The sequence below is a fragment of the Pseudomonas sp. CC11G genome (assembly GCF_056174845.1).
This window is the reverse complement of record NZ_JBWBZC010000010.1, coordinates 136544-157461: the sequence shown is the minus strand read 5'-3', so window position 1 is coordinate 157461 and position 20918 is coordinate 136544. Positions and strand designations below refer to the sequence as shown.

The following is a 20918-nucleotide window of genomic DNA, read 5'->3' as shown; positions in this document are numbered from 1 at the left end:
ACACCGGGTGTGGGCCACACCCTTGAAGCTAGCAAGGGCCCGCCAGCAACGCTAGCGCTGAATGCGAAAGCCCTTGGGCGAGAGCCCCGTGCCGCGCTTGAAGAACCGCGAAAAGTAGGCCGGATCGGAAAAACCCAGGCTGTCGGAGACCTGATTAACGGTCATGGCGCTGTACACCAGGCAGCGTTTCGCTTCTAAAAGTAGCCGCTGATTGATCATCTGCAACGCCGATTGCCCGGCCAGGCGTCGGCACAGGGCATTGAGGTGGGCGGCGCTGATACTTAGCGCACTGGCGTAATGCTCGATGGGCAGGTGCTGGCGGTAATGGGCTTCGAGCAAGCGGGTGAAGGCGTCCACGTGCTCGCGCCCGCGGTCCGGCCCCTGCGCGGACGATTGCGCCTCGGCACGGCGGCTTAGCGACACCAGCAATACGCTGATCAGCGACTGCAGCATCAGGTCGCGGCCGCTTTGCTGCTGGTCGTACTCGGCGGCAATCGATTCGAACAACGCATCCAGGTAACGCCCTTCGCTGCCTATCGCAAAGCAGGCCGGGGTGCGCAGTACCTGGCTGTCCAGCGTCGCGGCCAGCTGTTCGGCGAGCGGCTGGGCCAGGCTGAGAATGTAGCCCTGCACATCATCGGAAAAGCGAAACCCGTGCACACACAGCGCCGGCACCACTTGCAGCGAACCGCCGCCAACGTCGTCCAACACGTCCTCAACCTGTAACTGCGCCTGGCCTGATTGCACGTACAGGAGCTGCACCAGATCACTGTGCCGGTGCGGTTTGATTTCCCAATGGTGCAAGCGGCTGCGCTCGGGAATCGACTCGCAATGAATCAGGTCCGGCGTCGGCCAGGCGCCGGTTTCGCCATAGAGTTTGAAGACTGGAACCGGATTTTCTGCGGGTTTTATCATTTTCGCGATCCACGAAAAGTACCTGAAAGCTGTTCGATATTGCCTTCTAAGCCAGGCTTTAACCACAAAAAATACAGGCGTTATAAAAACAACTAAGTCTCCGAAGAGACAGGACAACGCCCATGAAAACCCAGATCGCCATTATTGGCGCCGGTCCGTCCGGCCTCCTGCTCGGCCAACTGCTGCACAAGGCCGGTATCGCCAACGTCATCATCGAACGGCAAACCCCCGACTACGTGCTGAGCCGCATCCGTGCCGGCGTGCTGGAGCAAGGCATGGTCGACCTGCTGCGCGAAGCCGGCGTGAGCGAGCGCATGGACATCGAGGGCCTGGTACACGACGGCTTCGAGCTGGCCTTTGACGGCCGCAGCGAACATATCGACCTCAAGGGCCTGACCGGCGGCAAGACCGTGATGGTTTACGGCCAGACCGAAGTCACCCGCGACCTGATGCACGCCCGCGAAGCTGCCGGCGCCAGCACCTTCTACGGCGCGAGCAACGTGAAACCGCATGAACTCAAGGGCGAGCAGCCTTACGTCACCTTCGAGCACAACGGCGAAACCCTGCGCCTGGACTGCGATTACATCGCCGGTTGTGATGGTTTTCATGGCGTATCGCGCCAGTCCATTCCTGAAGGTGTGCTGAAGGAATTCGAACGGGTTTACCCCTTCGGCTGGCTGGGCATCCTGGCCGACACGCCGCCGGTAAATGAAGAGCTGATCTACGCCAACCACGAACGCGGCTTCGCCCTGTGCAGCATGCGCTCGCCGACGCGCACCCGTTATTACGTGCAGGTGGGCAGCGATGAGAAAGTGGAAGATTGGCCGGACGAGCGCTTCTGGAACGAACTCAAAGCCCGCCTGCCGGCGCCCGTCGCGGCCAGGCTGATCACCGGGCCGTCGATTGAAAAAAGCATCGCGCCGCTGCGCAGCTTTGTGGTCGAGCCGATGCAATACGGTCGCTTGTTCCTGCTCGGTGACGCCGCCCATATCGTGCCGCCCACTGGCGCCAAAGGTCTGAACCTGGCGGCCAGTGATGTGAGCACGCTGTATCGCATTCTGCTGAAGGTGTATGGCGAGGGGCGCACCGACTTGCTGGAGAAATACTCCGAGATCTGCCTGCGCCGGGTGTGGAAGGCCGAACGGTTTTCCTGGTGGATGACTTCGATGCTGCACCGGTTTCCCGATACCGATGCGTTTAGTCAGCGGATGCAGCAGACGGAGTTGGATTACTTCGTGAGCTCAGAGGCAGGGCGTAAGACCATTGCGGAAAATTATGTGGGGTTGCCGTACGAGGCGATTGAGTAAAGGACTTTTGCCGACTTCGTTTGCAGAACCAACGTGGTGCCTCTGCACGATTCTGGGTCCCAGCCTGCGCTGGGACGACGGTGTTTTTTGCACCCTCCTCCGTCATCCCAGCGCAGGCTGGGATCCAGGCGCGAAGATAAAAAGGCAAACGCGGGTCCGCTCCCTACCTAAAGCAACCGCTGATAAAACCCCAACTCCAACTCCAGAACCTCCTCCAGGTGCTCAGCCCGGCGAAACCCATGCCCCTCGTCCGGGTAAAAATGCTGTTCCACCAACACCCCACGCGCCTGCAACGCCGCCACCATACTGGCGGTCTGCTCCGGCAACACCACCGCATCCCTGCCGCCCTGGAAAAAGATCACCGGCGCCGTAATCCGCTTGGCATGAAACAACGGCGTGCGCGCTTCATACCGCTCGGCGTCGACGATGGGATCGCCAATCAACCAATCCAGATAATCCCCTTCAAACTTGTGCGTCACCCGCCGCAACGCCAGCGGGTCGCTCACGCCATACAAACTCGCGCCGCCGCGAAAAACGGCATGAAACGCCAACGCACAGAGCGCCGTATACCCACCCGCACTGCCGCCACGAATAAACGCCCGCGTCGGATCAATTCGCCCAGCCCCGGCCAGATGCGCCACCACCGCCACTGCATCTTCAACATCGATCACGCCCCACTGCGCTTGCAACCGCTGCCGGTATTCGCGGCCAAACCCGCTGCTGCCACGGTAGTTGAGATCGGCCACGGCAAAGCCGCGCTGGGTCCAGAACTGAATGCGCGGATCAAACACCGGGTAGCACGCCGAGGTCGGCCCGCCGTGCAGAAACACCACCAGCGGCGGCTTTTCATCCAGCGGCGAAACCTGCGGCGGCGCATAGAAGAATCCATGGACGCGTTCGCCGCTGCTGAGGTAGTCCAGCGGTTGCGGCAATGCCAGTTGCTCAGCCGCCAACGGCTGCTCACCGCCGGCTACCACCTGCACCTGACCATCGCCCCGGCGAATGGCCAGAATGGCGGACAAGCGATCCGCCGCCGCCGCGATGCAGTAGAAGAAATCGCCGTCCGCCGCCAATGCCCGAAAGCGGTTGTAGTCCGGCGCCAATCGTTGCTCAGCACCGTCACCACGCTGGGTCAACAACTCGCCCCAACCGTTAACCAAACGGCTCAGCAGCAACCCGTCATCCCGTATCGGCAAATAGCTGCACGCGCCCAGTTGCCAAGGCGCGCTGCCATGGTCGGCCTCGGCGCCATGCGCCAGCCGCTGCCAGTAGCCGTCGACCTCGCCCCACGGCTGCCACCAGCCATCACGGTCGCTCAGGCAGATCAACCGACCGCCGTCATCAAAACGCGGTTGTTGCAGGGATTCTTCGCTATTGCCGCCAGCCACCACCTTAAGCAGCGGCCAATGCCCACGACTGTCGCGCCGGGCGCTGCACAGGCGCGTTTGGGTCCAGGGTTGGGCGGGGCGGTCCCATTCGATCCAGGCCAGCCGTTGGCCGTCGTCGCTCAGCACCGGCGAGGTGTAGAAGTCGGCGCCTTCAGCCAGCACCGAGCGGTAGCCGTCGGCCAGATTGATACTCACCAGCCGGTTACGCACCCGCCCCTGGCCGTGGCATTCCTCCACGGCGAGCAGCGCCTGGGCAGAGGGGTCGTACTGCAGATCGCCGTAGCGGCATAACGAAGCATCGCCCAGGCGTCGCACGCTGCCGTCGTCCAAACGCTGCTCGTAAAGTTGTTGATCGCTGTCGTTGACGAACGCCACGCCGCGCTCGGTCAGGCAGAACACACCGCCACCGTATTCGTGCACGCGGCTGCGTAGAGAAAGGTGCGCGGGGGTCAGGCAGTGAGCCTGCTGGCCCTGCCAGCGCCACAAGGTATTGCGCCCGTCCTGGGGGTTGAATTCCACCCAGAACAGGCCCTGTGCATTGACCTTGAGCTCGGCAAAGTCGCGGCTGGCCGAGGCCGCTTGGCGGGCCGACCAGTCGCTTTGGAAAAAACCATAACGCGCATCACGAGTGGGCATAGGAGCAGGCTCTGGTTGATGCGCCAAAGCGTACGCTTCTGTGCGCACTGATCAAACCTTCACAATCAACCGTGATGCCTTTTCATTACGCATAGTCAGCGCCTGCATACCGGCCGACGCCAACTCAGCCTCCTCACGCGCCGCCAGAATCACCCCATGGTGGGCCGACTTGCTGCACACCGGGTCGGCATTGCTGGCGTCTCCGGTGAGCATGAATGCCTGGCAGCGGCAGCCACCGAAGTCTTTGTGTTTTTCATCGCAGGAGCGGCACGGCTCGGGCATCCAGTCATCGCCGCGAAAGCGGTTGAAGCCAAACGACTCGTTCCAGATATGGCTGATGCTATGTTCGAGCACATTGGGAAACTGCACCGGCAATTGCCGCGCGCTATGGCACGGCAAGGCGGTGCCGTCGGGGGTGATGTCGAGGAACAGATTGGCCCAGCCGTTCATGCAGGCCTTGGGACGTTCTTCGTAATAGTCGGGCGTGACGAAGATCAGCTTGCACGGGTGGTTCTGCGCCTCCAGGCGGGCGCGGTATTCGTTGGTGATGCGCTCGGCGTTGGCCAGTTGCGCACGGGTCGGCAACAGCCCGGCACGGTTGAGCTCGGCCCAGCCGTAAAACTGGCAGGTGGCGAGTTCCACGAAGTCGGCCTCCAGCTCCAGGCACAGATCGATGATGCGTTCGATGCGGTCGATGTTGTGCCGGTGGGTCACGAAGTTCAGCACCATCGGGTAGCCGTGTGCTTTCACGGCGCGGGCCATGGCCAGCTTCTGGGCGAAGGCTTTTTTCGAGCCGGCGAGCATATTGTTCACCTCCTCGTCGGCGGCCTGAAAGCTGATCTGGATATGGTCCAGGCCGGCCTCGCTGAATTCGGCAATACGCTTTTCGGTGAGGCCGATGCCGGAGGTGATCAGGTTGGTGTAGTAACCCATGTCGCGGGCGGCCTTGATCAGCTCGGCCAGGTCCTGGCGCACCAGCGGTTCGCCGCCGGAGAAGCCCAACTGGGCGGCACCCATTTCCCGCGATTGGCGAAACACGTCAATCCACTGCGCGGTGTTCAGTTCCTTGCCGTGCTTGGCGAAGTCCAGCGGGTTTGAGCAATACGGGCATTGCAGCGGGCAGCGGTAAGTGAGTTCAGCCAGCAGCCACAGGGGCGGACCGGGTTTGGGCACGGTTTGTCTGGAGACAGCCGGCTTAGCGCTCTCTACCTTAGAGAAAGTCGATCCAGAACTGAGCACAGGCCACCTCCATAAACGCGAAGATGTCTTCGTCTATGCCGGGCGCATCGGGGAAGCGCTCGCTCAGGTTGGCGATGATGGCGGCGACATCCTGCTGGCCGTCGATCAATTTGAAAATCTCGCTGGCGCTGTCGTTGAGCTTGATCATGCCCTCGGGGTAGAGCAACACGTGGCAGGCTTGCGCTGGCTCGAATTGGAAGCGGTAGCCGCGGCGTAAGACGGGAACCTTGCTTGTGGGTAGAGCGTGCACAGACGTCATAGCGCAATCCCCCGGTGCCATACGTTGGCATCCGTCACCGAATGGTACGGCGGGCGGTTGAGTTCGTAGGCCATGCTCATGGCGTCGAGCATGGTCCACAGCACATCCAGTTTGAATTGCAGAATTTCCAGCATGCGCTGCTGCGCCTCGAAGGTGGTGTAGTGCGCCAGGGTGATGCGCAGGCCATGTTCCACATCGCGCCGTGCTTGCTTGAGGCGGGTGCGGAAGTAGTCGTAGCCGGCGGGGTCGATCCAGCTGTAGTGCTGCGGCCAACTTTCCAGGCGCGACTGGTGAATCTGCGGGGCGAACAGTTCGGTGAGTGAGCTGCTGGCCGCTTCCTGCCAGTTGGCGCGGCGGGCGAAGTTCACATAGGCATCCACGGCAAAGCGCACGCCGGGCAATACCAGCTCCTGAGATACCACCTGCTCGCGGTCCAGGCCCACGGCTTCGGCCAAGCGTAGCCAGGCCTCGATACCGCCCTCCTCCCCAGGCGCGCCGTCGTGGTCGAGGATGCGCTGCACCCACTCGCGGCGGGTGTCGCGGTCCGGGCAGTTGGCCAGGATGGCGGCGTCTTTGAGGGGGATATTCACCTGGTAATAAAAGCGGTTGGCGACCCAGCCCTGAATCTGTTCACGGCTGGCGCGGCCGTCGTACATCGCCACATGGAAGGGGTGATGGATGTGGTAGTAGGCGCCCTTGGCGAGCAGGGCTTGTTCGAATTCGGCGGGGGTTAGGGCAGGGTTTTTCATGCAGTGAATCCTTTTGTTTTTATTGGTGCTGCATCGGGCGACTAGTCCAACATTCTGGGTCCCAGCCTTCGCTGGGACGACGGAGGTTTTTGCCCGCTCCACCGTCATCCCAGCGAGGGCTGGGATCCAGAATTGGCAGTCGTACGCCAAATTCAGCCGTCAAAGCTCAATACCCATCCCATCCCACGCCACTTCAATATCGTGCTCAGCGAGAATCGCGCGTTCGGGCGAGTCGACGTCGAGAATCGGGTTGGTGTTGTTGATGTGGATAAGCACCTTGCGCGGGCCGGCCAAGCTGTCGAGCACTTCAATCATCCCGCCCGGCCCGCTCTGCGCCAGGTGGCCCATTTCGCTGCCGAGCTTGTCGCCCACTTCGCACACGTGCATTTCGTCGTCGCGCCACAGCGTGCCGTCCACCAGCAAACAATCGGCGCGGCCCATCCAGGCCAATAGGCTGTCGTCTACCTGGCCCAGGCCCGGTGCGTAAAACAGCGAGCGGCCGCTGCGGGTGTCTTCCACAAACAAGCCAATGTTGTCGCCCGGGTGCGGGTTGCCACGGTGCGGCGAATAAGGCGGGGCGCTGCTGCGCAGGGCAATGGCGGTAATGCGCAAGCCCGGACACGCCGGAATGCTGAAGGGCTCGCCATCCAGGGCAATCAGGTTGTGCTGCAGGCCGCCGTTCCAGTGGGTGAGCATGGGGAACAGTGGAAAGCCGGTGCTCAAATCCTGATGAACCATCTCCGTGCACCACACCTGATGCGGGCAGCCTTCGCGCAAGCTGAGCAGGCCGGTGGTGTGGTCGATCTGGCTGTCGAGCAGAATCACCGCGCCAATGGCGGTGTCGCGCAATTTGCGCGCCGGCTGCAGCTTGGGAAAAGATTCGAGCTGCACGCGGATATCGGGCGAGGCGTTGCACAGAATCCAGTGCTCGCCATCGTCGCTCAGGGCAATGGACGATTGCGTGCGCGGTTGCGCGCGCAGGGTGCCGGCGCGAACGCCGCGGCAGTTACGACAATTGCAGTTCCACTGGGGAAAACCACCACCGGCAGCGGAACCGAGAATCTGGATATACATAGGGCGATCTCAATGAGGCGGCCGCGTTGCCAAATGCCCCGGCGAACCGGGGCACTTAAAAAACCGGCTCAACGATTGGCGAAGTACATGGTCACTTCAAAACCAATACGCAGGTCGGTGTAGGCGGGTTTAGTCCACATGGGTCGTTTCCTCTTCTTGTTGATGGGGTTTTACGGTTGAGGTGCTGCGCTTTATGTCGAAAGCATCACGCCGGTTTTTCACCGACAGGCTGAGTTAACCACCCAGGCCGGTCTCGCCGAATGCTACTTTCGAACGAGTTTTGCCCCTGATTTAGTAGCGCCGTTGCAACACCTGACCAAGCATGTTGCGACACCTGTGTCATCCGTGGCACACCTGCCCCAACCACCCTCCTCTGCCCCGCAGGCCTTGCGGCGCGCTGGGTCGGGGCTTGCGGCCGGGCGCTGGGCTTTCGGCATGTCGCTTGCTGCGTACGCTGGCATGCGACGGAAGGATGACTGCAAGAGGTAGACCATCGGGCTATGGTTGGCTTACGCGTCATGTCCGCGCATGACCAAAACAACAAGACGCCGATTCGCAGCGCCTCACCTGCTAGCGACATCGGCCACCGGGAGTACTGCTATGCCTTTGCATGCCGTGGAAACCAATGCCAGTGAACTGGCCGCGTTCGTGAAAGACCACTTCCCCGAACGCAGCTTTCACCCCGACCGGGTGATTGCCGAATCGCTGTACCGCAGCGTGAACCTGTACCAGCTCAACCCGCGCGCGGTGAACGTCAAACACATCCTCACCGCCGAGGAAATCCGCCAGCACCAGCAGCAACACCAGGAGTACCTGGCCATCGCCAGCCAGGGCGTGACCGGGCTGGCCAAGCGCGTGGTGCAGGCCGGGTTTGCCGTGTTGCTCAGCGATGAACACGGCATCACCCTGGACTCACGCCTGCCCGAGCAGCGCGACCCGTATACCCAATCGGGCCTGATCGTCGGCGCACGCTGGGACGAATCGGTGGCCGGCACCAACGGCATCGGCACCGCCCTGGCGGCCGAGCAGGCGATGACCATTCACCGCGACGAACACTTCCTCACCTCCAACTTCCGCCTGAGCTGCTCGGTTGCGCCGATCTTCGATGCGCAGGGGTTGCTGCGCGGCTGCCTGAACGCCACCAGCCTCAATAGCGACGGGCCGAAAGAGGCGCAATACCTGACGCTGCAACTGGTGATCATGTATGCGCGACTGATCGAGAACACCCACTTCCGCCAGCGCTACCGCGACTGCCTGACCCTGGCTATAAAACCGCGCGACGACATCACGGACCTGGCCAACGAGCAGCTGCTGGCCATCGACGAAAGCGGGCGCATCATCGGCGCCAACCGCTCGGCGTTTGTCGCCTATGACCAGGTGCAACACCAGGCGCTGCTTGGTAGGCGTATCGACACGCTTCTACCCGCCAGCGTCGACGAACTGTTGAGCATGACCAGCGGCGGCGCACGTGGCGTGCAGATGCGTGCGCTGATCGATGAGGCGCTGGTGGATGTCGGCCTGCGGATTCCGGTGGGCCGGGTGCGGCCGGCGCAGGTCAGTACCAACCAGCAGGTCAAACCGGCTGCACCGCAACACCCGCAACTCGACCAACTGGGCGGCAACGACTCGCTGCTGCAACAAGGCGTACGGCGGATTCGCAAGGTGCTCGACAAGGGCATTCCCGTGCTTATCACCGGCGAAACCGGCACCGGCAAAGAAGCCTTCGCCCGCGCCATCCATCAGGCCAGCGTGCGTCGTAGCGGGCCGTTTGTGGCGCTCAATTGCGCGGCGATTCCGGAAAGCCTGATCGAGAGCGAACTGTTCGGCTACCGCAGCGGCAGCTTTACCGGCGCCAACAAGAAGGGCCAGAAAGGCAAGCTGGAACTGGCCAATGGCGGCACGTTGTTTCTCGATGAAATCGGCGATATGCCGGCGCATCTGCAAACCCGTTTATTGCGGGTGTTGGCCGAGCGGGAGATATCGCCTTTGGGAGCTGAGGCGCCGGTGGCGCTGGATGTGCAGGTGGTGTCGGCTACCCACCAGGATTTGGCGGGGATGATCAGTGCCAAGCAGTTTCGTGAGGATCTGTTTTATCGGTTGAGTGGCATGACGCTGCATTTGCCGGCGTTGCGTGAGCGCAGTGATCGGGAGGAATTGATTGAGCAGTTGTTGCGTGCGCAGCCAGGGGCGCGGGGGTTGCGGCTGGATGAAGAGGCGCGGGCGCGGTTGCTCGGGTATGGCTGGCCGGGGAATATTCGGCAGCTTTTGAATTGCCTGCGGTATGCCGTGGCGTTGGCTGAGGATGGGGTGATTGATCGGGAGTGTTTGCCGGCGGAGTTGCAGGGTGCTGTGGTGGCGGTTAGTGCGCCGGTTGCGCCGTTGAGTAATAGCTTGGCTGAGCAGTTGGGTGGGGATGAGGTTCGGCATTTGTATGCCACTTTAAGGCAGCATCAGTGGAATATCACGGCGGCTGCGGAGAGCTTTGGGATATCGCGGTCGACGCTTTATCGGAAGATGAAGAAGCATGGGATTGTGCAGCCTAATGAGGTTTTTTGAGGTGGATTTTAGATAGGGGTAATTCTTCATTGGCGCGTGTGCTGGGCGTTTTGTTTCGCGCCTTACGCGCGAGTTTCTTTTGTCAGTCGACACAAAAGAAACCAAAAAGTCTTGCCCCTACCTGGGGTCTACGCTTCGCTCCGACTTCCCTCGCTACGTCGCTGCTCCAGGGGCCGGGCTGAGGGCCATCCAGGGCCCCATCCCTCTCCGCGGCTCCCGGCCGCTACGACCCCTTGCGCAACGACTACGCTCGGCCTGGCGCTAAAGGGGCGGGTAGATCACAAGCGGTAGATCAAAAGCCAGATCAAAGGCCCCTCTCCCCCGGCCCCTCTCCCGCACGCGGGCGAGGGGTGACGTAAGGCGAAAAAACCACTCCGATTTGCCCCCTCTCCCGCGTGCGGGAGAGGGTTGGGGTGAGGGGCATTTGATCTGTTTTTGATCTGGCTTTTGATCTTGATCTGCCCGCCCCTTGAGCGCAGGCCGAGTGGAATCGTCGCGGAGGGGGTTGAGCGGCATGGATGCCGCGAGAGGCACGATGGGCCAGGGACGGCCCGTCGTGGCGTGCCCCCGGAGCGGCGATGGAGCGAGGGAAGTCGGAGCGCAGCGTAGACCCAAGGTGGGGGCTGTACGAGACAACCACATGGGTAACAAAAGTGTTCAGTCACATGGGTGACACTTTCAAGGATAGATATCCATCCTTCTGCTCCCTTTCGTCCAGCCTACCGATCACTACCGGGCCGAAATGTATGGCCCAAAGATCATCGCCAATTTGCTCCAGCCCAACTAGCTCGTGCTTCAACAGGTGCCCCACATAGATGCGCATGCCGTGCCGATTGATGATTCCGCTGCAGTCGGCACGGTGTGGTTCGACATAGCCAGGATAGGCCGGCTCCGGCAACCGTTCAGGGTATGGGCGTGGCGAACTCTGGTAGTGCGATTTGGGCGTGCTCTGGTTTAGCGCTTCGTGCGGCCGCTGCTCATTGTAGTTGTGACGAAACAGGTCGAACTGCTTTTGCTGCTCTGCCATATGCGCAGAACAGGGGTGAGTGACGGCGCGTTTCAACGTGCGATGCATGCGTTCGTGGCGCCCATTCTGTTCGGGGCGACCAGGTGCTATTCGCTCAGGAATGATGCCCAGCCGTAACCACCAAATGGACAATTGGCTTAGGCCGGTTTTGCCAGCGCTGGCGAAAGGGGTTCCGTTGTCTGTTCTCAGGCGCGAAGGTAATCCGTAGCAGCGAAACAGGTGTTCAAAAGCCGACTGGGTTTCCTTCAATCGCGTGCCAGACATGCCTTCGCAAGCCAGCAGAAAGCGGCTGGCGTGATCCATCACCGTCAACGGATAACACCACTTCCCGTCCTGAGTCAGGAATTGGCCTTTGTAGTCGGCGCTCCAGAGTTCATTAGGTTCGTTGGTGGATTTAAGCGGCTTTGGATAGCTGGGCACCCGCTTACGAAGCCGGCGGGGCGTGACCAACCCCGCCTGCTTAAGGATGGTGTAGATCGTGGTCCGGGAAGGACTCTGCCCAGGGTATCGCTGCTCCACCAGTGCCTGGATCTTCTTCGGTCCCAGCTCAACGGCAGATCGGCGCCTCAGATCGAGGATGTATTCACGAATAACAAAGGGGGTGCACACCTGTTCGCGGCGGCGGCGACTTTGCTCAGCCAACCCCTCCATACCGGCTAGGTTGTAGCGTTCCACCCACTTGTAGCCGGTCTTTCGACTGATGCCGAAGTGCTCGCACAACGCAGTGAAGCTGCTGACCTGCCTGAGGTAGTCAGCAATAAACAACACTTTCTCGTCCATAGGTTTCAGTTCTCGCCACGGCATGGGGCACCCTCCTGAGGAGACCCCACTAGGTTAAAAACTGTTACCCATGTGGTTGAACTGATTTGTTACCTATGTGGGTGAGTCGTACCGGGCTAGACCTTTTGGTTTCTTTTGGGGCAATGCCAAAAGAAACTCGCGCGTAAGGCGCGAAACAAAGCGTCCAGCACACGCGGTAAACCAGAAACACCAAAGCAAAAAAAGCGAGCCCACCCGTGAAGTGAGCCCGCCCAAAAGCACTGCTTACCTAATCAACTCCCAGGATTTACTCCTGGATATAAACCACATGCGTATGCGTAAACTCATACAACCCATGCTTGCCATCCGCCCCACCAATCCCGGATTTACGCGTGCCGGCATGGAACCCCTGCATCGCCTCAAAGTTCTCCCGATTGATATACGTCTCACCAAAATCAATCTCACGAGCAGCCTTCATCGCCGCACTCAAATTGCGCGTATACAGCGACGACGTCAGCCCATACTCACTGTCATTGGCCAGAGCAATGGCCTCATCCAGGTCATCCACAATCTGCACCGGCAACACCGGCCCGAAGATTTCCTTACGCATGATCTCCATATCCGCAGAGCAACCGGCCAACACCGTCGGCTGGTAGTGGAAACCCTTGCCTAGGTCGGCCACAGCGCCGCCAGTGATGATCTGCGCACCCTGCCCGCTCGCGGTTTTCACCATCTGCGCCACTTTGTCCAAACCGATCTGGTTAACCAACGGCCCCATATCCAAATCCGCATCCACTGACGGATCACCGTACTTGGTAGCCGCCATGGCGCTGGCCAGCTTGTCGATAAATTCATCAGCCACCTTGCGCTCGACATACACCCGCTCGGCGCAGTTGCACACTTGCCCGGTGTTGATCACCCGCGAGGCGGTGATGGCGCTTACCGCCAGTTGCAGATCGGCATCGGCCAGCACAATGGCCGGCGCCTTGCCGCCCAGTTCGAGGTTGAGTTTGGTGATGTTCGGCGCGGCAGCGGCCATGATGCGCGAGCCGGTCAGCACGCTGCCGGTGAAGCTGATCAGGTCGATACCAGGGTGGCTGGTCAGCGCATGGCCAGCGCCGGCGCCGGTGCCGCTAACGACGTTGAACACGCCCGTCGGCAGATCGGTTTCAGCCACCAGGCGGGCGAATTCGAAGCAGTTGATTGGCGTCTCTTCGCTCGGTTTGATCACGATGGTGTTGCCGGTAATCAGCGCCGGCGCCATCTTGCGGGCGATCAAAAAGAACGGGAAGTTCCACGGCAGAATGCCGGCCACTACGCCCAATGCTTTGCGCTGCAAAAAGATGTGCTCGCCCGGGCGATCGCTGCTCAGCACTTCGCCTTCCAGACGACGTGCCCACTCGGCCATGTAGTCGAGGTAGTCGGCGGTAAAGTTCACCTCCACCATGGCCAGGCCCGGCACCTTGCCTTGCTCCTGGGTGATGATGCGCGCCAGGCGCTCGGCGTTGTCGCGCACTTTCTGGGCGATTTTGCGCAGGTAGCCGGCGCGCTCGATAGCGGGTTTGGCGGCCCAGCCTTTTTGCGCTTTGCGCGCGGCGGCGATGGCGCGTCCCACTTGTACGTTGGTGGCTTGCGGCACGCGCGCCAGCAACTCGGCGTTGGCCGGGTTGTACACCTCGATCAGCTCTTCGCTGCCGATAAAGGCGTTATCGATGTAGTTCTCGTAGGTCAGGATGTTGCTCATACGGGTGTCTCCTGTTCACGCAAAAACGCCCGCCGCAGCGGGCGGCTATAAGTCACTTGCTGGCGGTTTTCTTCGCGGCGGCCAGTTGGTCTTGCAGGTCATAGGCGCGCTTGATCAGGTACTGGTGCACGGCCTCGGCCTGCTGAATATCCAGATGGCCCTGGAACGACGGCATGCCGTCCGGAATGCGCCGCCGTAGATGATGCCGAGGAAGCGCTCGTGGTTTTCCTTGCTCAGGGTGCGCAGGTCTGGCACCACGCCGCCGCTGATGGCGTTGATGCCGTGGCATTGCGAGCAGCTGCCGTTGAACAGTTTCACGGCCCTGGTCGATCTGCGCGGTAGTGCCGGTCAGCTCAGGCGGCTCGGGTTTGCGGTCGGCGAAGCGGTCTTTGAGGGCCGGCAACTTCGCGGTGCCGCCGAGTTTGTAGGTGAGTACCTGGGCGTTGGGTTTAACCCCGGCCTGCAGCGACAACGCGCCAGCAAAGGTCGAGAACGCGCCACCCCAGCCAGCCATAAAGGTCACGTACTGTTCGCCGTCTACCTCATAGGTAACCGGTGCTGCCATCACCCCGGTATTGGCCGGCGATTCCCAGACCTTGGTGCCTTTGTCGGCGGTATAGGCCACTACACGGCCATTGGCGGTGCCTTCAAATACCAGGTTGCCGGCGGTGCTCAGGGTGCCGCCGTTGAAGATGGTGCTGTACGGCACTTCCCAACGCGCTTCCTGCTTGATCGGGTCCCAGGCGATAAGTTTGCCGGTCCAGGTATCGGCGATCTTGCGCAGACCTTCTGGGTCTTCCGGCATCATCCCGGTGTTCACGTCGAGCTGGTAAATGCTCTTGAACTTGGAGCGCGGCGGTGCGCCTTCAACATCCTGGTACATGGCCGACATGATGTGCGCCGGGATATACACCAGGCCCGTGGCCGGGTTGTACGACATAGGCTGCCAGTCATGCGCGCCCCAGAAGGCCGGCTGAATCAGGCGGGCTTTTTTCTCTGGGTCTTTCCAGTAGTCCGAGACTTTTTCGTTGCGGATCGGCCGGCCGGTTTTCATGTCGACGCCGGTCGCCCAGTTGATCGGGATAAAGTTTTTCGCCGAAAGCAATTCGCCGGTGGCGCGGTCGATCACGTAAAAGAAGCCGTTCTTCGGCGCCTGCATCAGCACCTTGCGCGGCTTGCCGTTGATTTCCATGTCCACCAGCATGATGTGCGCGGTGGCGGTGTAGTCCCAGGCATCGCCCGGCGTGGTCTGGTAGTGCCAGACGTATTCGCCGTTATCCGGTTGATGGCGACGATGGACGAGAGGAACAGGTTGTCGCCGCGGCCTTCACTGCGAATGCGCGGGTTCCACGACGAGCCGTTACCCACGCCGATGTAGAGCAGGTTCAGCTCTGGGTCGTAAGACATCGAATCCCACACGGTGCCGCCACCGCCCTGCTTGGCGAAGTTGTCGCCAAACCAGGTCTTGGCGGCGATTTCCATGCCTTTGCCTTTGGGCATTTCCTTGGGGTCACCGGGCACGGTAAAGAAGCGCCAGTCTTGCTTGCCGGTCTCGGCGTCGTAGGCGGTGATATAGCCGCGCACGCCAAACTCGGCGCCGCCGTTGCCGATGATGACCTTGCCTTTGACGATGCGCGGCGCACCGGTGATGGTGATGCTGCGGCTTGGGTCGGTGCGGGTATCCACGCTCCAGACTTTTTGCCCGGTCTTGGCGTCAATGGCTTCGAGGCGGCCGTCGAGCACGCCGACGTAGACTTTGCCATTCCACACCGCTACACCACGGTTTACCGCGTCGCAGCAGGCTTCACCGGCGCGTGAGCGGTCGGACTGCGGGTCGTATTTCCACAGCAGTTTGCCGTCACGCGCGTCCAGGGCATAGACGATGGAGAACGGCCCGGTGGTGTACATCACGCCATCGACAATGATGGGCGTGGCTTCGACGCCACGGTCGATATCCAGCTTGTAACTCCAGGCCAGGCCGAGCTTGTCGACGTTGCCGTCGTTGATCTTTTTCAGCGGGCTGAACCGTTGCTCGTCGTAGGTACGGCCGGTGGTCATCCAGTTGCCGGGCTCGCTGTCGGCGGCGCTGATACGCGCGCCATCGACAGCGGCAGGTTTGTCGAGTGCCAAGGCGTGGCCACTGATGGCTGCGCTCAAGAGCAGGGAGGCGAAAAGGCACCGCTGCAGGCCAATCTGATTCATCGGGGAATCTCCAGTTCTTATTAGGAGCCGCAGCTTCGCGCTGCTGACTCAAGGGACTGGAGCAACGGGTGTGCCAGGGGTTCTTTATTGGGCTGGAGACCAGTAAGGACGAGGGTTGTAGCGCAGCGAGCGTTTGCAGACGTAGCGGGCGGGTGTCGCATGAATACGACAGGTGTTGCGACAGGTGTAGCACCCGTAGGAGAGGCTTTAGCCGCGATGCTTTTCAAGGTCAAAAGCATCGCGCCTAAAACCGCTCCTGCCGACGGTGGTTTACCCGCAGGACCGCTTTTGCGGGTTTCGCGATTTAGCGCACCGCGCTGAATTGCATGGTCGGTTCGACGTTGGTGAAGTTGGCAATGTCCGCAACGATCTCGGCCGCGTGTGGCGCGAAGGCGGCCTGAAAGGCTTCGACGCTGTCGAAATACACATGGCCGATGGCGATATAAGGCGCCGGGGCACCCGGGGCTCCGCCGGCCAGGCCGCTGTCTGCGCCGGTGCCTTTGCACACCTCGCCGACCAGACGCTGCACCAGTGGCATATGGGTGCCTACGTAGTAGTCCATGTCGAATTTGGCTTCGGGGGTATTGGGGTAGAAGACGCTGAGTTTGAACATGGAGGGGGTCCTTCTTGTCGAGTGAGGGGCTACCAGTATTACCGAGCGGACGGCTATTACGAAAGCACGGGGTGGTCAGCGCTGAGCCTGCCAAGGAGCGCCCGGACTCGGTGCATTGGCCAACGCATAACAACCTCCGCTGGCATTTAACAATTGCTCAACGCTGCCTGCATATCCGCCGGCTGGATATGCGCCAACTGCGCCTGAACCTGTATCGACCAATGCGCCGGCAAACCGCGCTGCTGGGCCAGCCATGCCTGATCGGCCAGCCCTGCCATGCTGTTGGTTTGCGCCACCAACTGGTCCATCAGGTTGCTGCACAGCATGTGCAGTTGCGTTGAATCGAGCAGCGCCAGGCGTTCTTTCTGGGTGTGTAGAAACACGTCGATGTGCTCGGCAATCGCCGCCACGCTGACGCTCGGTGACTGCACGGCGAACAGCACACCGGGCCGGCCGGCCATCTGCCGAAAGCCGCAAAACACCGCGTAGCCCAATTGCAGTTCGCTGCGCAGGCGTTGGAAGAACGGACTTTCCAGCCATTGGGCGAGCAGGCGCCAGGCCACCTCGTCAGCGGCTGTTGATCAGGCAAGGGGCAGAACAGCACCAGCGCCGCTTCGTCGCCACCGCTCCCGGCATCACGCCAAACCCGCCCGGCCTGCGCCGCGCTGGGCGCACGTTGCAGCGTCTGGCCTTCGCCCGGCAGCACCGCCAACTGCTGTTGCAAGGCCCCGCGCACGGCGTTCGGCACCCCGACGGCCAGGGCCTGATGCTGCGCGCCGGCCCAACACAGGGCCAGCGCGTTGGGGGTAGGCAGCAGTTTGTAGCCGTCGGCCTGATGGACTGCGAAGAATTCCGGCACGCGCTGCCAGAGCTGACGCACCAGGGGCTCGTTGCCGGCCCGTCCAGCCTTTTCGCGGTGCCGGCGCATGCCCTGCCCCCAGGCCAGGTTGGGCGGATGCACGAGCACCTTGGCCAAGTCGGCGAGCAAAGCGGGAAAGACTTCGGGGCGGCCATTGAGCAGCAATTGCCAGCCGCTGTCCTGTTGTTCGAAACGCACCTGCACGCCGGCTTGTTCGGCCAGTTGCAGGCTGGCGCGCACCGCCACTTGTAACACCTCGAACAAGCCATCGGGCGGCGCCTCGGCGAAGCACCAGTGCAGGTAGAACGCCGCGCCCTCTTCCGCCAGCTCCGGGCCAGGCAGCCAGATAAGCCCCGGCGTGGATGTCGGTGCAGTCAGTTGGACAGAGAGTGGCTGTGGCTGCAGCAACGGGTTGGCGTTGGGCAAGTGCCAATTCCAATACTCCACCGCCGCCGGCTGACGCGGCTGCTCAACCACATTGAGGGTAAAGCCGAGTTGCCGCTGTGCCGCCACCGACTCGGTACTGCAGAACAATTCCAGCAGATGGTTTGGCTGCAACTGGCTCAGCAGTTGGCGCAGCGCCCACAGTTGTTCGCTGCCCAGATGCCCGGCAGTGACCGGGCCCTCGCTCCACAACCGCGCCAGTTGCAACGGGGTGGCGCCGTGCAGACGCTGGGCGGCAATGCGGCTGTATTCGTCGCGCCAGGGCAACCAGTCGTCCTGGTCGCTGAAAAAACTCAGCCAGTCAAACAGCGCCGTGCGAATGGAGGCGCGATGGTGCGCATTGGCGGTGTCGCTCAGTTGCAGGTCGATGCTCAGCAGCGCCTGATCGCCGTACTGATAAATCCGCCGCACCTGCAGGGCATCGCACCAGCCGCGCGAGCGCAGGGTGTCGAGCAGGCCGTCTTCCACTTCGTGGGTGAGCCAGGTTTGCAGAAAATCCAGTGCCTGCGGGTAGCCGGCAGGCAGCCCTTGCAGGGCGAAGCACAGGCTCAGTTGCGGCAACCCGGCCGGCACTTGCACCTGCAAAGCAGCGCAACGCAGCGGCAACACGGCGGGCGCGGCGCTCTGCAATAACGGCGGCGCTTCGCGCAAAACCCCGGCGTGCTGCTGAGCCAACTGACGCAACTCGCTCAACGACTGCGGCCCGGCCAACACCAGCTGCATTTGCCCGGCCTGGTAGAAGCGTTGGTGGAAGTCTTCGAGCGCCACCTGAAACGCGGCGTGCTCAACCTTGAGGCTGTCGCGGTTGCCGGCATGGAAGCCGGCGCAGGGGTGGCCGTAAGCCAACGCCTGACCGAACGCAGTATCGGCGAGCGTATTGCGGTCCTGGCCGCGAGCGACAAATTCGGCCTGCAGCACTTCGCGCTCGCGCAATTGTGCGGCTACCTCAAAGAGCGGCCGGGCGAGCATGTCGCACAAGCGCGCCAGCCCGTCGGCAAGTTTGTCGGCCGGCACTTCAAAAAAGTATTCGGTATGACGCTCACGGGTGCTGGCATTCACCTCGCCAGCGCAGGCGCGCACGTACGCCAGCAAACCTTCCTGGGCACTGAAGCCGGTGCTGCCAAGAAACAGCAGATGCTCGAGAAAATGCGCCAACCCCGGGTATTGCAGCGGCGCGTCATGGCTGCCGGCGGCCACCCGAATAAACGCCGAGGCGCGCCGTGCGTTGGGCAGGTGCAGCAGCCGCACCGGCAGACCGTTGGCCAAATGCAGCAGCGGCGCATCTCCCCGAGGGGGCTCCGGGCGCTGGGCAAGTGGCTGGGAACGGTCGTGAATCAACATGCGGTAAATAACCTGCGGCGGGAGCGATAGCGTTGGGGGTAGGCGCGGCTGGCGCAATGCGTCTTTGGCACTAAAACGACGTCAAGAAAACACAGGGATATGTCTATAAAAGCAGATAGCACGCCAAGGCAAGCGCCGCACATTGGCAATTTGTCGATAGCGCCGCGATTTAACGTTTGTTTAATGCGTAAGACGGTGACTGCAAAACACTATTAAGCAGAAACAAATTGTTGCATCCCCTGCCTAGCTTTTATTTCTCTTCTACGCTTCAGGAAGATTTCGCCGTGCCGACGTATCAAGCAAATGGAATGCACTCCTTCTAAAGGTGGGTAAGAAAGCATGTTCAATAATCAGCTCAAAGAACGCTTGGCAGTGCTGGAAGAAGAAGTGGCACGCACCCGGCAGGTCAAAGAGTCGCTGTACGACGAGATGTTGGTGCTCGAAGTTGATATCGACGGCCGCATCACGTTAGCCAACGATAATTTTCTGAAAGAGATGCTCTACCGGCCCGAGCAGTTGATTGGGCACGCCTTGGATGATTTTTTTCCGCAAAGCTTTCGCAGCGAAGAAAACTACCGCCGCATCAAGCATTCCCTGCAAGCGGGTGAGCATCTGCGCGGCGCCTATCGCTTGCTGCGCGGCAACGGCCAGGAAGCCTGGCTACGCATCATCTGGCAGCCCATGCGTGACAGCAAATCCAAGCTCAGGAGCTTCTCGATGTTTGCCGTCGACCTGACGCGCACCATTGAAACCTCCAAAGAACACGAAGGCATCATCAACGCCCTGCTGCGTTCCACGGCGGTGATCGAGTTCAATCTCAAAGGTGAAGTCCTCAACGCCAACCCCAATTTTCTCGGTGCAATGGGGTATTCCCTCGAACAGATCAAGGGTAAGCATCACTCGCTTTTCTGTGAACCGCAGGAAGTGAACAGTCAGGGCTACAAAGAGTTCTGGGCCAAGCTCAACCGAGGCGATTTCGTGGCCGGGCGGTTCAAGCGTGTGGACTCCTATGGTCGGCCTGTGTGGCTGGAGGCTTCCTACAACCCGGTACACGACGCCCATGACCGGCTGTACAAAGTGGTGAAGTTCGCCACGGTGATTTCCGATCAGGTCAACCAGGAGATTGCAGTCGCCGAGGCAGCGAATATCGCTTACAGCACCTCGCAACTCACCGACCGCAGCGCACAGAAAGGCGCCACGGTCGTGCAGCAGACCGTCGATGTCATGCGCCAGATCAGCCTGCAAGTTCAGGATGCCGCCGAAGGCATTGAGGCGCTGGACAAGCAGTCGCAGCTAATCAGCTCGATCATCAAAACCATCAGCGGCATTGCCGGGCAAACCAACCTGTTGGCGCTTAACGCGGCCATCGAGGCGGCGCGCGCCGGTGAGCAAGGCCGTGGGTTTGCCGTGGTAGCCGACGAAGTGCGGTTGCTGGCCGGGCGTACCAGCCAGGCGGCGGAAGAGATTGTGGAAGTGGTGCAGAAGAACCAGCAGTTGGCGCAAACGGCGGTGGACAGTATGTCCAGCAGCCGCCAACAGGCTGAGCAAGGGTTGGGCCTGGCCAATGAAGCCGGCGCGGTGATTGTTGAAATTCAGGACGGCGCTCAGAAAGTGGTGGATGCGATTGGCCAGTTTGCCAATCGGTTAAAAGCCTGATGCTACGTTGCGGTGTACGGCTGACTTGCAACAGGCTCGAAATACCTTAAACCGCTACCTGTTATTTCCGAAATAAGCGAGGCGGTGGCCGGCAATACCGGCCACTTCTATCCGACCGTATTAATAGACACTTCGCCGGTCCTGCGACCT

14 protein-coding genes and 3 pseudogenes are annotated in these 20918 nt (G+C 61.1%); 4 read left to right on the top strand and 13 right to left on the bottom strand.

All coding sequences use genetic code 11. From position 1 onward, the window contains the following. Nucleotides 1–51: 51 nt before the first annotated feature. Nucleotides 52–915, bottom strand: coding sequence for a helix-turn-helix domain-containing protein (locus AC0V2S_RS14260; RefSeq protein WP_475510316.1), 864 nt, complete (start codon nt 913–915; stop codon nt 52–54). A 122-nt stretch (nt 916–1037) separates the two neighbouring features. Between AC0V2S_RS14260 and pobA the strand changes: the two genes are divergently transcribed. Next, the gene (pobA, locus tag AC0V2S_RS14255) at nt 1038–2222 is read left to right on the top strand and encodes a 4-hydroxybenzoate 3-monooxygenase (protein WP_475510315.1); all 1185 of its coding nucleotides are present in this window, start codon (nt 1038–1040) and stop codon (nt 2220–2222) included. A 167-nt stretch (nt 2223–2389) separates the two neighbouring features. Here pobA and AC0V2S_RS14250 read toward each other — a convergent pair whose 3' ends face one another. From AC0V2S_RS14250 to pqqA, 6 genes are all read right to left on the bottom strand, one after another. After that, complete coding sequence (locus AC0V2S_RS14250; protein WP_475510314.1) at nt 2390–4246, bottom strand: S9 family peptidase; 1857 nt, start codon at nt 4244–4246, stop codon at nt 2390–2392. Nucleotides 4247–4297: 51 nt separating this feature from the next. Beyond that, nucleotides 4298–5419 carry a pyrroloquinoline quinone biosynthesis protein PqqE gene (gene pqqE / locus AC0V2S_RS14245; protein ID WP_475510313.1) on the bottom strand — a complete coding sequence of 374 codons (1122 nt, stop codon included), beginning with the start codon at nt 5417–5419 and terminating at the stop codon, nt 4298–4300. Nucleotides 5420–5456: 37 nt separating this feature from the next. Then, on the bottom strand, nt 5457–5744 hold the full coding sequence (gene pqqD, locus AC0V2S_RS14240; protein WP_475510312.1) for a pyrroloquinoline quinone biosynthesis peptide chaperone PqqD: 288 nt from the start codon (nt 5742–5744) through the stop codon (nt 5457–5459). Next, complete coding sequence (pqqC, locus tag AC0V2S_RS14235; protein ID WP_475510311.1) at nt 5741–6493, bottom strand: pyrroloquinoline-quinone synthase PqqC; 753 nt, start codon at nt 6491–6493, stop codon at nt 5741–5743. The genes pqqD and pqqC overlap by 4 nt, the downstream gene beginning before the upstream one ends. 159 nt (nt 6494–6652) lie before the next feature. After that, nucleotides 6653–7567: a pyrroloquinoline quinone biosynthesis protein PqqB gene (gene pqqB, locus AC0V2S_RS14230; protein WP_475510310.1), complete on the bottom strand. Its 915-nt coding sequence runs from the start codon at nt 7565–7567 to the stop codon at nt 6653–6655. Between the two features lie 68 nt (nt 7568–7635). Continuing rightward, nucleotides 7636–7707, bottom strand: a complete 72-nt coding sequence (pqqA, locus tag AC0V2S_RS14225; RefSeq protein WP_003243383.1) for a pyrroloquinoline quinone precursor peptide PqqA — start codon at nt 7705–7707, stop codon at nt 7636–7638. Between the two features lie 460 nt (nt 7708–8167). Here pqqA and AC0V2S_RS14220 point away from each other — a divergent pair, with 460 nt between their 5' ends. After that, complete coding sequence (locus tag AC0V2S_RS14220; protein ID WP_475510309.1) at nt 8168–10123, top strand: sigma-54-dependent Fis family transcriptional regulator; 1956 nt, start codon at nt 8168–8170, stop codon at nt 10121–10123. Nucleotides 10124–10784: 661 nt separating this feature from the next. On the opposite strand, the gene AC0V2S_RS14215 is transcribed toward AC0V2S_RS14220, so the two are convergent. The 6 genes and pseudogenes from AC0V2S_RS14215 to pqqF form a co-directional block, all read right to left on the bottom strand. Next, a complete protein-coding gene (locus AC0V2S_RS14215; RefSeq protein WP_475508601.1) occupies nt 10785–11954 on the bottom strand; it encodes an integrase core domain-containing protein in 1170 nt (389 codons plus the stop codon). A gap of 262 nt (nt 11955–12216) precedes the next feature. Next, a complete protein-coding gene (gene aldA, locus AC0V2S_RS14210) occupies nt 12217–13653 on the bottom strand; it encodes an aldehyde dehydrogenase (RefSeq protein ID WP_475510308.1) in 1437 nt (478 codons plus the stop codon). A gap of 52 nt (nt 13654–13705) precedes the next feature. Beyond that, a pseudogene (locus AC0V2S_RS14205) lies at nt 13706–15855 on the bottom strand (PQQ-dependent dehydrogenase, methanol/ethanol family). 304 nt (nt 15856–16159) lie between these two features. Continuing rightward, nucleotides 16160–16468, bottom strand: a complete 309-nt coding sequence (locus tag AC0V2S_RS14200) for an EthD family reductase (protein ID WP_475510307.1) — start codon at nt 16466–16468, stop codon at nt 16160–16162. Between the two features lie 146 nt (nt 16469–16614). Next, a complete protein-coding gene (locus tag AC0V2S_RS14195; RefSeq protein ID WP_475510306.1) occupies nt 16615–17031 on the bottom strand; it encodes an insulinase family protein in 417 nt (138 codons plus the stop codon). Nucleotides 17032–17054: 23 nt separating this feature from the next. Then, nucleotides 17055–19112 (bottom strand): annotated as a pseudogene (gene pqqF, locus AC0V2S_RS14190) (pyrroloquinoline quinone biosynthesis protein PqqF); the annotation flags it as partial. Nucleotides 19113–19451: 339 nt separating this feature from the next. Here pqqF and AC0V2S_RS14185 point away from each other — a divergent pair. Together AC0V2S_RS14185 and AC0V2S_RS14180 are read left to right on the top strand one after the other, a co-directional pair. Continuing rightward, nucleotides 19452–20213, top strand: a pseudogene (locus tag AC0V2S_RS14185) (PAS domain-containing protein); the annotation flags it as partial. Continuing rightward, nucleotides 20190–20768, top strand: coding sequence for a methyl-accepting chemotaxis protein (locus AC0V2S_RS14180; protein ID WP_475510361.1), 579 nt, complete (start codon nt 20190–20192; stop codon nt 20766–20768). The pseudogene AC0V2S_RS14185 and the gene AC0V2S_RS14180, both read left to right, overlap by 24 nt. The last annotated feature ends 150 nt before the right edge of the window (nt 20769–20918 follow it).